Annotated in this window: 13 protein-coding genes; 7 read left to right on the forward strand and 6 right to left on the reverse strand. The window is 57.3% G+C overall.

The features are described 5' to 3' along the window. Positions 1 to 56: 56 nt before the first annotated feature. A complete protein-coding gene (locus ACIOJF_RS05130) occupies positions 57 to 518 on the reverse strand; it encodes a DUF3817 domain-containing protein (protein ID WP_105661272.1) in 462 nt (153 codons plus the stop codon). A gap of 226 nt (positions 519 to 744) precedes the next feature. On the opposite strand from ACIOJF_RS05130, the gene ACIOJF_RS05135 reads away from it, so the two are divergent. Further along, positions 745 to 1,332 carry an HAD family hydrolase gene (locus ACIOJF_RS05135; protein ID WP_402741309.1) on the forward strand — a complete coding sequence of 196 codons (588 nt, stop codon included), beginning with the start codon at positions 745 to 747 and terminating at the stop codon, positions 1,330 to 1,332. A gap of 55 nt (positions 1,333 to 1,387) precedes the next feature. Here the strand turns inward: ACIOJF_RS05135 and ACIOJF_RS05140 are convergent, their stop codons facing one another. Then, positions 1,388 to 1,855 (reverse strand): SRPBCC domain-containing protein, encoded by a 468-nt coding sequence (locus tag ACIOJF_RS05140; protein ID WP_105661270.1) that lies wholly within the window; start codon positions 1,853 to 1,855, stop codon positions 1,388 to 1,390. A 172-nt stretch (positions 1,856 to 2,027) separates the two neighbouring features. Continuing rightward, positions 2,028 to 2,390: a helix-turn-helix transcriptional regulator gene (locus ACIOJF_RS05145; protein WP_105659237.1), complete on the reverse strand. Its 363-nt coding sequence runs from the start codon at positions 2,388 to 2,390 to the stop codon at positions 2,028 to 2,030. Between the two features lie 318 nt (positions 2,391 to 2,708). Here ACIOJF_RS05145 and zapE point away from each other — a divergent pair, with 318 nt between their 5' ends. The 6 genes from zapE (at position 2,709) to ACIOJF_RS05175 (ending at position 7,357) form a co-directional block, all read left to right on the forward strand. After that, a complete protein-coding gene (zapE, locus tag ACIOJF_RS05150) occupies positions 2,709 to 3,761 on the forward strand; it encodes an AFG1/ZapE family ATPase (protein WP_181148991.1) in 1,053 nt (350 codons plus the stop codon). Then, complete coding sequence (def, locus tag ACIOJF_RS05155) at positions 3,758 to 4,399, forward strand: peptide deformylase (RefSeq protein ID WP_402741310.1); 642 nt, start codon at positions 3,758 to 3,760, stop codon at positions 4,397 to 4,399. Before zapE ends, def begins: the two co-directional genes overlap by 4 nt. Continuing rightward, positions 4,399 to 5,250: a putative RNA methyltransferase gene (locus ACIOJF_RS05160; RefSeq protein WP_133833368.1), complete on the forward strand. Its 852-nt coding sequence runs from the start codon at positions 4,399 to 4,401 to the stop codon at positions 5,248 to 5,250. Before def ends, ACIOJF_RS05160 begins: the two co-directional genes overlap by 1 nt. Before the next feature lie 104 nt (positions 5,251 to 5,354). Beyond that, a complete protein-coding gene (locus ACIOJF_RS05165; protein WP_105657869.1) occupies positions 5,355 to 5,831 on the forward strand; it encodes an NfeD family protein in 477 nt (158 codons plus the stop codon). A gap of 55 nt (positions 5,832 to 5,886) precedes the next feature. Then, positions 5,887 to 6,825 carry an SPFH domain-containing protein gene (locus ACIOJF_RS05170; RefSeq protein WP_105657849.1) on the forward strand — a complete coding sequence of 313 codons (939 nt, stop codon included), beginning with the start codon at positions 5,887 to 5,889 and terminating at the stop codon, positions 6,823 to 6,825. Between the two features lie 184 nt (positions 6,826 to 7,009). Then, positions 7,010 to 7,357 (forward strand): RNA polymerase-binding protein RbpA, encoded by a 348-nt coding sequence (locus ACIOJF_RS05175; protein ID WP_105657848.1) that lies wholly within the window; start codon positions 7,010 to 7,012, stop codon positions 7,355 to 7,357. A gap of 358 nt (positions 7,358 to 7,715) precedes the next feature. Here ACIOJF_RS05175 and ACIOJF_RS05180 read toward each other — a convergent pair whose 3' ends face one another. From ACIOJF_RS05180 to ACIOJF_RS05190, 3 genes are all read right to left on the reverse strand, one after another. Then, positions 7,716 to 8,444 (reverse strand): polyprenol monophosphomannose synthase, encoded by a 729-nt coding sequence (locus tag ACIOJF_RS05180; protein WP_105657847.1) that lies wholly within the window; start codon positions 8,442 to 8,444, stop codon positions 7,716 to 7,718. 411 nt (positions 8,445 to 8,855) lie between these two features. Continuing rightward, entirely contained in the window at positions 8,856 to 10,460 is a 1,605-nt protein-coding gene (locus tag ACIOJF_RS05185) for an amidohydrolase (RefSeq protein ID WP_105657846.1), read from the reverse strand. A 56-nt stretch (positions 10,461 to 10,516) separates the two neighbouring features. Continuing rightward, positions 10,517 to 13,300, reverse strand: coding sequence for an RNA helicase (locus ACIOJF_RS05190; RefSeq protein ID WP_105657845.1), 2,784 nt, complete (start codon positions 13,298 to 13,300; stop codon positions 10,517 to 10,519). Positions 13,301 to 13,325 lie beyond the last annotated feature (25 nt).

The following is a 13,325-nucleotide window of genomic DNA, read 5'->3' on the forward strand; positions in this document are numbered from 1 at the left end:
CAAGTGCATTCAGTGATGCCCAGGCGAAAGCAGCCTGCTCCTCATAGAATCCATGATTAGTGCTCGCCACCTGGAGGGCCAATGAAAAGCATGGCCGAGAAGATACCGGCAATAACGACGAATAGCAGGACCGTGGTCAGCGCCGGGCGGGCAACAAGCCAACGCATCGTCGCGTCGGTCCACTTGCGATCATCTGGATGATCGGTTGCTTCGGTACGCCAGGTACCTTCCAGCTTTCCCTTGCGTTCCAGCCACTTGTCGTAAGGAATGGTCAGATATGGGACGACGGCGGTCGCGGCAGCTCCAATGATCAGCGACTTCCTCCAGCGCTGATTCATGCCAATGAGCACAGCCATCGTTGCATAAGTCAGGAAGACAAAGCCGTGGATGAAGCCGGCAATGGATACAGGCCAATCACCAACCTTGACGACGTACTTCAAAATCAATGCGATGATCAGCATCGTCCATGTGACAGCTTCAGCGCGGGCAACTAGACGGTACAGGGCGCTTGGAGACATAGGGTGTTTTCTGTCCTTGAAGGTAGATAGGGGAGTAGTCCGGGAACTCGGTCAAGTACTAGCCTATCTGGCTCCCGGGATACCGCCGACATCCTGCCCTGGGACATGGAGTTCCCGGTTGACGCAGCACCTGCTAGATTTCTAGGCAGGCCTTCGCTGCAGGAAAGGCACCGCATGCACTTGGCCCCAGATGCCCCAATGCGCCTGCATCTGGCAGGATTGCCCCATGATCCACGCAGTAGTTTTCGATTTGGACGGAGTGATCCGCAACTTTCCCGAGGCCGCCACTGCTGACGTTGAAATGGAATATGGGTTGCCATCGGGCACTTTGAACGCGGCGGCTTTCGACCCTGCTCGCCTGGAAGGACTCACTACAGGTAAAATATCTCGTTTGACATGGATCAAGGAGATTGGGAAGAGCATTGGATCCACGGAAGCCGCCAACGCATGGGGTCGCATAGAGCCCGTTGTAGGTCGCGATGTGCTGCAGCTACTCGACGATCTACAACGTGCAGGTATCACCACCGCCATTCTCACGAACGGCAGCGACACCATTGACATCGAACTTAAGCGGCAAGGAATCGCCACCCACGTCGCCCGAGTATTCAATTCAGCAAAAATCGGTTATCCGAAGCCAGACCGACGAGCATTTCTGCACGTAATCAATGCTCTGCACCTGTGTGCAAACCAGATCCTCTTTACCGACGATTCCGCCGGGAAACTTGTCGGGGCGACCGATCTCGGGATCCACACACATCACTTTGCTTCCGCTGCGGATTTGAGGTCGGCATTGACCCGGCGCGGTGTACTCTAGCCGGATCGATCATCGTTTGGAATAACATCGAAGGGAGTGGCAAGAGGAAAGCGCCCTAGTTCTCGAATACCTCCTGATAAACGTCCCAGAATTGATCCATCGAGCGCGGAGCCCCAAGCAGGACGGCCTCCAGATACATGAGATGCGTTTCCCATCCCGCCAAGTAATTCGAGACGCCAACGCTGAGTTTGGAGTGGCTCAGCGCAAGTTCAGCTCCGAAGAGGCTCGACTGCAGAGTCAAACTAACCTCCGACACAGATTCTTCCGGAAACTTCCAGGACATCACGAGGGCGGATGCTGGCTCGACCTGTTCAATCCGGCTTTCGCAGATGTAGTTTTCCGCATGCTCGATCTGCACAGTAGAACCCACGCCAAGGCTTCCAGCGACGTGAGTTCCCAGCCAGAGTGGCAATGCCTGACGATCAATCATTGCGTGCCAAAGCCTGTCGGTCGATACGCCGAAGGACCACCTGAGATCCACAGATCCCGCCGAAGCGTCCGCGAACTTTCGAATGATGGGCATGAAAGGAGCCTGCTTCGATAGACGGGGCAGCCAGCACAAATGGCTGCAGTGAGACCCTGCGTGGGGAGTCGTGGATTTCCATTACTTTACATAATGTAGATTATCGGCTTATTCGCAATGTCGCTGGAAGTAGCCTTATTCGTCCATTTACGCCTCGGATTTCGAAGGCCGCTTACTGCTCAGCTTGTTGACGCTGATCCTGCAAATCCAGCCGGTGCCTCGCGAAGTCCAGGGTCTGCCGAATGAACTCGCGCGATCGCTCATCATGCATCGAGTAGATGACATGGCGGCCGGACTTCCTCGTTTGCAATACACCGGCTGCTCGCAGCTTGGATAGCAATTGGCCGGCAACCGTTGGACTAACGCCGATCAACTGAGCCAAATCGGACAGGGAAAGATCGTCCATGGACAGCGCCCAGAGCATCTGGAGCCTTGCCGGATCCGACAAGGTTTTGAGTACCGTTGCCGACATGTCCAAAAGATCGCTGGAGACGATCTCGTCTTCAGCCGTTGGGACAATGAATTCGCTGGTCATCTCACGCGCTCCCTCTCCGCATTTCGCCCGCCCTGCTTCGATTCAACTGCTTCAACCCAGCTCTGTGGGTGTGTCCATTATGGCCACGGATCAAGATAAAGCGATAGGTATGCTCAAAATTCACAAGACTAAACAGGCTCGTAGCCATCTTTGGGAGCACTCCCCTATTTAAATCATCCGTTTCGAAATAAATCGAAGGCTTCTTGACTAGGCACTTTAACGTCGCCTCGGCACCGCAAGGCATCCCTGCAAGCTGGAATGGTGGCGATTGCATCACAGAAGATTGGCCGCGTCTGCGCTCAGTGGCAAAATTTAGATATGGCTAATCCGTTGCTACGCATTCCCCACGGGAATAAGTACGCTCTTCAGATCCGCGAAGCTCTCAAGCTGCAAGGTATCGAAGTTGACCCGGTTCAGAGTGATCTGATCGACCTTCTAGGACGTACTTTGCGTACGACGATGACGGCAAAGCACCCTGGCGTCTACATTTATGGCCCTCCTGGTCGAGGCAAAACCCTCATCATCAATACCTTGGTCTCGGTGCTGCCTGAAACCACGACAGCGCGCTTCCATTTCCACGAGTTCTTCCAGCGCGTAAATTCCCCGGTCAACCGTGTCCCGGGCCAGCCGCTGGGCGCGATTTTCTCGCAAGGGCTTGAGCGCGAGCTCGCTGGACTGCAGTTGCTGGTCTTCGATGAGTTCCATTGCACCGAACCTGGCGACGCGATGTTCATGGCCAAGCTCATTCGGCATTGCACGGAACACGAGATCCAGCTGGTCACTACGTCGAACTACGGGCCGGAGAAGCTGCTTGACGATGACACTTTCCATCACCTGGTTCAGCCAATTATTGACCGGATCCAACGGGACTTCACTGTATTCTCACTGGATCATTCGGTGGACTACCGACAGCTCGCCGCCGATCCCGAGCAGGTCTTGGACGGGTATCGGAGAGGCACGCTAAATCTCTTCGAAGCACCAGGAGAACTGCCGGTCCACGATACGATGATCCAGATCGGCTACGACGAAATCGGGCCAGTCCACGTGAATGCGGATGAGATCTGGATCAGCTTCGATCAGATCTGCCGAACTCGCCGCAACACTGCCGACTATCTGGATTTGGCAAGCCGGTATTCGCGCTGGCATGTAACCTGCATCCCAGCTAGTGCCACCATGCCAATGGATGAGGAACGCCGACTGGCGAATCTTATCGATATCTTCTACGACAAGAACGTGGAAGTCCATCTGTACGCCGCAGACAATCTGGGCAATCTTGGACACATGCTGCATGACACTGAAAAGGCCCGACTCACCTCGCGCCTGGCTCAACTTCAGCTCAACGAATACGAACGGACTAGCGCTTGCCGATGAACACCGAGTACACCGCACAGGACATCGAGAATATCGTTCGAGAAGTCCTGGAGACTGCAGATGAGAACCTCATACTGCCTATTGTCCAGCTGGGACATCCCGTTCTCCGCCAGCAGGCGGTGGCCTACGAGCAGCAGCTTCCGCAGGAACTGCTCGAAGAACTCCTTGAAGCAATGCGCCAGACCATGTACGACGCCCCTGGCGTAGGACTCGCCGCTCCTCAGGTGGGTATCCCCCTGCAGATTGCCGTGCTCGAAGATCTCTATCCCATTCCGGAGGAAGCTGCCTCGCACAGAGAGCGTGAGCCGCTGGAGTACTTCGAGATCTTCAACCCCGTATATAGGGCATCAACAGAGCGCGCGGCAGTCTTCTACGAAGGTTGCCTGTCTTTCGAAGGATTCCAAGGCGTAGTGAGCCGGGCCGCCGATATCACCGCCACTTATAAAGATCGGGACGGCCAGGAAATAACTCGAAGCTTCTCCGGTTGGCAGGCCCGCATTGTCCAGCACGAAACTGATCATCTGTCGGGCACTGTCTATATCGACAAAGCACTTACCCGCTCCTTGATTAACGAATCCGAACTGTGGCGCCATGAAAGCATGGACGTTGCAACGGCACAAGAGGTTCTGAAATTCTAATGTTCTCCGGCACCACGAACGTTACTTGCCCGGTCTGCGAGCAACCCCTTGGCTTCGAGGAATCTCGGGATAGAACCCTGAGTTGCGAAGCCGGGCATCGTTTTGATGCTGCCAAACAGGGTTACTTCAACTTCCTTACTGGCAAAGGAACGAACTTCCTCGAAGACACCTCGGCCATGGTCCAAGCCCGCGATGCTTTCCAGTCAAAGGGACATTATGAGCCTCTGGCGCGCGCGCTGTCCGAGCTGATCAATGATCATCACGACGGACATTCGCTTGACGTGCTGGATGCGGGCGCAGGTACCGGCTACTACCTGGGGAAGATTCTAGAGAACTCTCCTGCTGCTGAACTTGATGCTTTGGCTCTGGACATCTCCCGCTTTGCCATGCGTCGTGCCGCGAAGGTTCCAAGCACGCTCGCTGTGGTCTGGGATGTCTGGCGCAAATTGCCTACTGCCGACCGATCACGCGATGTGGTGATCAACTGCTTCGCACCGCATAACCCGGCAGAGTTCCAACGTGTACTGCGTACTGGTGGATTATGCATTGTCGTGACCGGCGAACCAGATCATCTCAACGAAGTCGTCGACCCGCTGGGCATGCTCACCGTAGGACAGGGCAAGCAAGCCGCCTTGGTGGAAAAATTTGCGGCTGAAGGCCTTAATCATCGCGGATCCAAGAATCTGACATATCGGATGAACCTGAATGCGGACGATCTCTATAACCTTGCATTCATGGGTCCGTCCGGGCACCACCTCTCCCCTGAAATTCTTCATCAGCAGACGCTGGCGTTGGGTTCCCAGCCTGTAACAGCTTCCTTTGGAGTACACGCATTCGTCACGCAGGGCTAGAAGATACCCCAAAATGACTACACCTTTTATCTGCCTTCTACGGCAGAATGTAGGAAAGACCAGTTACGACTGGTCAATGTCCTAACAGAATTTAGGTGAATGCCATGACAACAGCCGAATGGATCATCAGCAACGCTTGGGTGATCTGGCTGGCACTGTTCTTGCTGCTGGCGATCATCGAGATGCTTTCTCTTGATCTCTACTTCATCATGCTCGGCGTAGGTGCCCTTGGTGGTGTAGCGGTCGCACTGCTCAGTGGACCCATGTGGTTGCAGGTCCTTGTATTCTGCGTCATTTCATTGTTGATGATCTTCCTGGTTCGACCTATTGCCGTCAAACATTTACGGAAATCACCCGAGGGCTTCCGCACCAATATCGAGCGATTAATCGGTGCGGATGCACTTATTCTCGAGCCGACCTCGCGCATGTCGGGTTCGGCCAAGATCCGTGGAGAGATCTGGACCGCCCGTGCTGAATCCAGCGTTCCGACCATGAATCCCGGCACCTATGCCGTGGTTTCACGTATCGACGGGGCAACTGCATACCTCACCGCGAAGTCCCCTGACCCTGCTAACGGCTAGCTAGCCTGACGCCCCCAAATTCATCACTACTGCACAAGGAAAGAGAGTACGAACCATGAATTCAGATGGCTTTGGCTTGACTATTGTGCTTGTCGTTCTGGCAATCTTCGTGATTGTCGTCCTACTGCGCAGCGTGCGCATCGTGCCGCAGGCACGTGCTGGCATCGTTGAGCGCCTCGGCAAGTACAACCGAACCCTAAATCCCGGTCTGACAATCCTGATCCCCTTTGTGGATCGCTTGCTGCCGCTGCTGGACCTGCGTGAACAAGTTGTTTCCTTCCCGCCGCAGCCAGTTATTACCGAGGACAACTTGGTAGTTTCGATTGATACCGTGGTCTACTTCCAGATCACCGAGCCGCGTGCCGCGACGTATGAAATCGCTAACTACATCCAGGCCGTAGAACAGCTGACCACCACTACGCTTCGTAATGTCGTCGGTGGCCTGAATCTGGAAGAGGCCCTGACTAGCCGCGACCAGATCAACGGCCAGCTGCGTGGTGTCCTTGACGAGGCAACCGGCAAGTGGGGCATCCGTGTTTCCCGTGTCGAGCTGAAGGCTATCGATCCACCGCTGTCCATCCAGGACTCGATGGAGAAGCAGATGCGCGCCGAGCGTGACCGCCGTGCTGCCATCCTGACCGCTGAGGGCACCAAGCAGTCCTCCATCCTTACTGCCGAAGGCGCACGCCAGGCTTCCATCCTCGAAGCCGAGGGCGATGCACAGGCCGCAATCTTGCGCGCTGACGGCGAGTCCCAGGCCATCCAGAAGGTCTTCGATGCAATTCACGCCGGCAAGCCGGACCATGAGTTGCTCGCCTACCAGTACCTGCAGACTCTGCCGAAGCTTGCCGAAGGCACTTCGAATACCCTGTGGGTGATTCCAAGCGAACTGACCGAAGCACTCAAGGGCATCGGCGGAGCGCTGGGCGGCAACGGATCGGGCAGCAAGCCTGCCACTCCGGAATCGCCATCGGCCCCAGGTAGCAACCTGTAGCAACAGCTGGTTTAGAACCGATTAGCCGTCTGCGGCGAGGTGCATACAATGCACCTCGCCGCAGACGCGTATAATGGATGTTTTGGCACCAAGAATTATCTTCACCTCTAGTCGGAGGGAATTATTTCCGAGTGCCAAACGTTGGTACGTGTAGCGAATTCTTCAATCATCGCGGAGGGAAAACATGAGCGATCGCAGCCTACGAGGCATGCGCCTGGGTGCACAGAGCATGGAATCTGAGGCAGGTGTGGAGCCGGCTGCCCGTCAGCGTGTGGAATACCGTACCGAAGAGGGCGAGACCGTCTTCGTCGTCTTTGCTGCCGAAGCTGAAATTCCAGCAACCTGGCACACCAAGACCGGTAAGGAAGCCAAGCTCGTCCACGGCGAAGCCAAGGCCGAAGAACCGGGCAATGAAAAGCCTGTCCGTACCCACTGGGACATGCTTCTTGAGCGCCGTTCCGAAGAAGAACTGGAAAAGACTCTGGCAGACCGCCTCCAGCAGCTGCGCGCTGCTCGCGGGGAAACTGCCTAATCTCCCCCACGCACGGTTCCATGCTGCCTTAGCATGGCCGTAGGGGCTTGGTTGAGGGCTGGGTTTGATGACCGATGGTTATCAAACCCAGCCCTCACTCTTTTGCCTGTCTGCTATGGGGCTCAAAGACCACGCCCAGTATTTTCAACTGCGTCAAAGAGCCTGCATGAAATTGCGCGGCCAGCGCCGCCGGCCTAAGCAGCTTCGTAGAAGCTATCTTCATCCTGCACAGTCCGCCTTTGGGGCGGTGGGCTGGTTTGTATTTCACTGCCTGCCCGAGACCTGATGATGATTCCTGGTTAAGCGAACTGGCGTGCAACGATCCATCGTTGCACGCCAGTTCGCTTAACCACGGGTATTACTTCTTGGAAGTCAGCTTCTTCCACCGGGCGCCCAAGCCCCAGCGGGTGACATTCCACATTGCTTCGAACACAATGTTGCCGCTCATCTTCGACGCGCCCAGTTCGCGCTCTACGAAGGTCACGGGAACTTCAACGATCGTCTTGCGCAGCATGGCCACGCGGAAGGTCATGTCCACCTGGAAGCCGTAGCCGCGCGACTCAACGGCGTCAAAATCGATTGCTTCCAGGGTTTCGCGCTTGAAGGCGCGGTAGCCTGCGGTGATGTCGCGCAGAGGCAAGCCCAGCATGGTGCGCGAGTAGAAGCTGCCGCCGCGCGAGATGATCTTGCGCAGCATTGGCCAGTTCACGACTTCGCCGCCCTTGACCCAACGCGAACCGATTACGAGATCTGCGCCCGCGGCACTGGCTTCCAAAAGGCGTGGAAGCTGCTCTGGCATATGCGAGCCATCGGCATCCATCTCTACCAGTACGTCGTAGTCGCGAGCCAACGCCCATTCGAAACCTGCAATGTAGGCGGCTCCCAGGCCATCCTTGCCGGTACGGTGCAATACGTGGATATTCGAGTCCTCAGCAGCCATCTTGTCTGCAAGTTCTCCGGTGCCGTCAGGCGAGTTATCATCAACGATCAATACATCCGAGTCAGGAACTGCGGTACGCAAGCGTCCTACGGTCAGCGGGAGCGACTCCAGTTCGTTGTAAGTCGGAATGATTGTAATGACGCGCACGCGGCGGCACCTTTCTGGGTATACAACACAAAGCCTCTTGCCTGCTCGGCGTCGACTGCATGGCTTATGCAGGACACCGGGTCGAAAAGAGTTAATCCAAACTCAAAGTATAGTCATCATTTGCCAATCAGCGCGCTGGAGACACCGCATTAACGAACGATCCTCAGTGACTTCGGCCCTATTCTCCACGCCGAAAGGCACAGAGAATGTTATCTAAGGTCACTGAGGATCGTTGTTTAAATTGCGTAGTTTCCAACGCAATGCATGTGCATCTCGAAGAGGCGCTTAGACCAGCCTAGTGGGTACCCCACCTAGGCTGTCAACCATCAAATGACTTCACTCTTTACCTAGACACCACTAGTCAGGGCAAATTTTGCGAATTCATTCTGCTTATTGAGCATCTGTTTCGCTTTAAGCCGATTCGCTTGGCTCAAGGGTATTGAAAAGCGTGATTCCAGCGCGTACTGTACGCAGGCACTGCGGAATTTCCTCATCAACGACCGGAAGCATCGGAGTTCCAGCTCGTGCATCGGTACTCCAAGAACTGATTCGGACGTCCGGAGTTTGCACAGCAAGTTCAGAGGCAGTCCACACTGCAAAAGTCGCCGGCGCGCCGATCACGAGCTGCCCGGCGAACGGGTTCATCTCGCCCATGGCGCGGTAGGTGGATCGGGTTTGAGCCAAGAAGGCCGCACGAGCCGAAATGCGAGCCTCAGCATTCGTCATGTTCATGCCGGCGCGAACAACCTGCCAGCCATCAACCTCCGTTACCGGAGCATCAGAGCCAAGCACCATTGGCACACCAGCCGAAAGCATAGCGGAGAGGTTGTTCATCGATGCTGCGCGCACCCCCAGGCGCTGCGCGTACATGCCGTTCGAGCCGCCCCACGCCTGGTCGAAGACCGGCTGCATCGAAACCATGATGGCGTACTGCAGCAAACGGGCCCGCGAGTCTTCATCAACCATCTCGACATGCTCCAGACGGTGCCGGCACATCTGCAGCTTAGCTGCCCCAATCTGCTCAGCAGCCAGGTCAAAACCTGCCAACACCTCGTCCAGGGCGCCGTCTCCGATCACATGGAACGAGGCCTGGATCTCCCGGGAACTGCAAGCGACCAGGTGGGCCGCAATTTCGTCACGCTTCAGATACAGGGTGCCGCGTTCGCCCGGCTGATCGCTGTAGTCTTCGCGCAGGTACGCCGTGTGGCTGCCTAGCGAACCATCCACGCGAAGATCGCCACCCAAGCCCAGCACCTTTCCCGTTGGGAAGGATGCGACCAGCTCCTGGGCGATGTCTGCATCGCTAACCAGTTCGCCCCAGTAGGCATGGACTTGCGGCAGTTCAGGGTTGTCGATGGCCAGCAACTGCTCCAGCGCCTCTCGGCCCTCAATATGCGGGGCCGCCATCTCCACAACGCTGGCGAAACCACGCGAGGCGTAGTGCTCCAGTGCCAGGCGCTGGTATTCCTGTTCGGCCTTCTGCGTATTGGTGAGTGCTTCACGCACGGCGTCGTGATCCGCACCAGAAATGATGCCAGCGGCGAGGTGGCCCAGGTCCAGCAGATCCAGCAGTTCCCGATTGACCAGGGCACTGTGCACATCGCGACGCGCCAGGTAATAGCCGCGGCCTTCCGCGGCACTGGTCAGGTCGGTTTCCGCGGGCAGCTGCTGGTCAGCCCAGTTCGAGTTGTCCCACCCCTGAGCCAGGACCAGCTTGGTCGACTTCTGCGCCTGCTCGGCGACGAGCGAAAGCAGCGAAGAAGCCGAGGTTGCTGCACCCAAATCGGCTCCCGAAAGGGTGCGGCCCAAGGCGGCAAGGTGCGTGTGGGATTCGACGAACGCCGGGGTAATCAAACCACCATTGAGGTCGACCACTTCGTCGACGGCAGACGCGTGGCGCTCGGCTGCGTCCTCGCCGCCCAACCATGAAATGGTGTCGCCGTCCACCACCATTGCGGTAGCAAATGGATCGGCCGCTGAGTAGATGGACCCGTTTCGGTAGAGTGTTTTTGCCATCAGCGTCTCCCTTTTCTCGTGCACTGGCTAATAAGTTTTTCGGCTGGACCTGCTGGCTAGTCCAGCACGTTCGAGTAGGCCACTACACCGCGCTTGATCTGGTCTACTGCCTTGTAGGCATTGCGAACCAGCAATGGCGGAAGGTCGCTATTCTTTGCGAACTGGTCCAATGTGTCGATGACCTGCTTGGCCCAGCGCACGAAGTCACCCGGTGCCAGATCGGTACCGCGCAGCGCGCTGTTCAGGCTCGAACCGCGGGCCCACTTGTACATTGGCCAGATCAAACCGGATTCCGGTGGAGCGGTCGGGTCAAGGCCCAAGGCCTCTTCAGCGTCCGATAGCTCGCCCCAAATCCTGATGGTGCTATTCCAGATGTCATCGATCTTGCCCGTTGGCATTTTCGGATCGGCACGGTCCCCGTCGCGGCGTGCCTGGTAGACCAGGCTGGCGACAACCGCGCAGAGTTCTTCCGCATTGAGCTGCGTGAGCTTGCCGGTCTCCAGGATTTGGCTGGTGAGCAGATCTCGGTCGCCATAGATGCGGCGCAGGCGGCGGCCCGAGTCGGTCAGCGCGAAATCTTCGCCGCCCTCGGAAGGCACGAGGTATTCGAACTGCTCGAGCACTTTGCAGACCTTGTCGAACTGCGTGGCAATGGTATTGGTTCGCCCGCGGATGGCGCGACGAGCCTTGTCCGTGTCCTTCTTCAGCTTCCAGTACCTGTCGGCCCAGCGCATGTGCTGGTCCTTCTCCGAGCAGGCGTGGCAAGGATGGTCCTTGAGCTCCAGGCGCAGTGCGTTGATTTCACGCTCGAAGGAATCCGAGCCTTCGAAATCGAAGCTCTGGGCGTCCTGGCGTGGAGGACGCGACTCGTAGATCGCGTTGCGCAAGGATGAAGCAAGGTCCCGGCGCTCCTTCGGTGTGCGCCCGTTGAACCCCTTGGGAATCTTGATCCGCGAAATGATCTGCACTGGTCCGTTGAGGTCTTCCACCGAGAGCCGGCGAAGCTGCGCTTCTTCGGTCAGCACGGTGTGTCGCGGGTTGTACATGGCCTTATCAAGCTCGACAACCACGGCGCGGCCGAAGCGGCGGCCACCTGGCAGGTCCACCACGTCGCCGCGGATCACGGCCTGCAGGGACTGCTCAGCTGCCGAACGGCGCTCGTGGCGGCGGTCCTTCGCAGCGTTCTTCTCGACCTGGGCCAGGTTTCGTTGGAGTTTCAGGTACTCGGTGAAATCTCCGAGATGGCATTCCATCGACTTGGCGTAGCCGGCCAGGGATTCTTCCTTGGAACGCACCTGGCGCGCCATGCCCACCACGGAACGGTCCGCCTGGTACTGGGCAAAGGAGGTTTCGAGGATTTGACGAGTCTGTTCACGGCCAAACTGCGCCAGCAAGTTGGTGGACATGTTGTAGGTCGGACGGAACGAGGAATTCAGCGGATAGGTTCGCTTCGAAGCGAGTCCTGCCAAGGATTCCGGTTCCAGGTCGGGGTTCCAGACAACAATTGAATGGCCTTCGACGTCAATGCCGCGGCGCCCGGCACGGCCGGTGAGCTGGGTGTACTCCCCCGAAGAGATCTGCACGTGGGATTCGCCGTTGAATTTGACCAGTTTTTCCAGCACGACCGAGCGTGCTGGCATGTTCACGCCCAGTGCCAGGGTCTCGGTTGCGAACACCACCTTGATCAGGTTGCGTGCAAAGAGGTCTTCAACGATTTCCTTGAAGATCGGGAGCAGGCCGGCGTGGTGGGAAGCGAAGCCGCGAACCAGACCATCGCGCCAGGACCAGAATTCCAGTACGTCCAGGTCTTCGCTGGGGATCCGGTAGGCGACTTCATCCAGCGCTTGCGCGATCTCGGCGGCTTCTTCATTGGTCGTCAGGCGCAGGTCAGCCATGGCGCACTGCTGCACGGCCATATCGCAGCCCTTGCGGGAGAAAATGAAGAAGATAGCTGGCAGCAGAGCAGCCCGGTCAAGCTTCCCGATAACCGCTGGACGGTTGATGCGGTGCCCCATGCCTGAACTGCGCTGGGGGCCGCGGCCGCCGCGACCCCGGCCGCGCTGCACTCGGCCGCCAGGGCTGTGGGAGCGTACGAGTTTTCGCAGTTCGGGGTTGACCGAGGCCTTTGAATCGTCTTCAGCCACCTTGTCGAAGGCTACGTCTTCGGCAAACAGGTCGACCACGTTAGGGCCGACCATGACGTGCTGGAAGAGCGGCACCGGGCGATGCTCGGAGACGATGACATCGGTCTGGCCCCGGACGGTATCCAGCCAGCCACCGAATTCCTCGGCGTTGGACACGGTTGCCGAGAGTGAAATGATCTGCACGTTGGACGGCAGATGGATGATGACTTCTTCCCATACGGCACCACGGAATTTATCGGCGAGGTAGTGGACCTCATCCATGATCACGTAGCCCAAGCCGTCGAGGGTTTGGGAATCCGCGTACAGCATATTGCGCAGCACTTCGGTGGTCATGACGACGATCTGCGCTTCGGAGTTGATGGAGGTGTCGCCGGTCAGCAACCCGACCTTCTGCGCTCCATAGCGATTGACCAGTTCCGAATACTTCTGGTTGCTCAGCGCCTTGATGGGCGTGGTGTAGAAAGCCTTGCGGTTCTCGCCTAGAGCCTGGTAGATGGCGTATTCGCCAACAACAGTTTTTCCGGCGCCGGTGGGCGCAGCGACCAGTACGCTGTGCCCTTCTGCGACCTTCTGGCAAGCTTCGGCCTGGAATGGATCCAGGTCGAAGGAGATGCTTGCCCGGAATCCAGGAAGTGCAGTGCCGTTTTCGACCTGCCGTGCCTTGGAATTCGCGTAGCGTTCCGCGGGTGAAGTCACTTGTGGTCGTTCACTTTCTTGCCCT

The organism is Glutamicibacter sp. NPDC087831 (genome assembly GCF_044742845.1).
Lineage (GTDB): Bacteria > Actinomycetota > Actinomycetes > Actinomycetales > Micrococcaceae > Glutamicibacter.

What these genes read in the sequence shown, in the direction of transcription:
- ACIOJF_RS05130 (WP_105661272.1), bottom strand. Translation starts at nt 518, where the DNA reads ATGTCTCCAAGCGCCCTGTACCGTCTAGTTGCCCGCGCTGAAGCTGTC.
- ACIOJF_RS05135 (WP_402741309.1), top strand. Translation starts at nt 745, where the DNA reads ATGATCCACGCAGTAGTTTTCGATTTGGACGGAGTGATCCGCAACTTT.
- ACIOJF_RS05140 (WP_105661270.1), bottom strand. Translation starts at nt 1,855, where the DNA reads ATGCCCATCATTCGAAAGTTCGCGGACGCTTCGGCGGGATCTGTGGAT.
- ACIOJF_RS05145 (WP_105659237.1), bottom strand. Translation starts at nt 2,390, where the DNA reads ATGACCAGCGAATTCATTGTCCCAACGGCTGAAGACGAGATCGTCTCC.
- zapE (WP_181148991.1), top strand. Translation starts at nt 2,709, where the DNA reads ATGGCTAATCCGTTGCTACGCATTCCCCACGGGAATAAGTACGCTCTT.
- def (WP_402741310.1), top strand. Translation starts at nt 3,758, where the DNA reads ATGAACACCGAGTACACCGCACAGGACATCGAGAATATCGTTCGAGAA.
- ACIOJF_RS05160 (WP_133833368.1), top strand. Translation starts at nt 4,399, where the DNA reads ATGTTCTCCGGCACCACGAACGTTACTTGCCCGGTCTGCGAGCAACCC.
- ACIOJF_RS05165 (WP_105657869.1), top strand. Translation starts at nt 5,355, where the DNA reads ATGACAACAGCCGAATGGATCATCAGCAACGCTTGGGTGATCTGGCTG.
- ACIOJF_RS05170 (WP_105657849.1), top strand. Translation starts at nt 5,887, where the DNA reads ATGAATTCAGATGGCTTTGGCTTGACTATTGTGCTTGTCGTTCTGGCA.
- ACIOJF_RS05175 (WP_105657848.1), top strand. Translation starts at nt 7,010, where the DNA reads ATGAGCGATCGCAGCCTACGAGGCATGCGCCTGGGTGCACAGAGCATG.
- ACIOJF_RS05185 (WP_105657846.1), bottom strand. Translation starts at nt 10,460, where the DNA reads ATGGCAAAAACACTCTACCGAAACGGGTCCATCTACTCAGCGGCCGAT.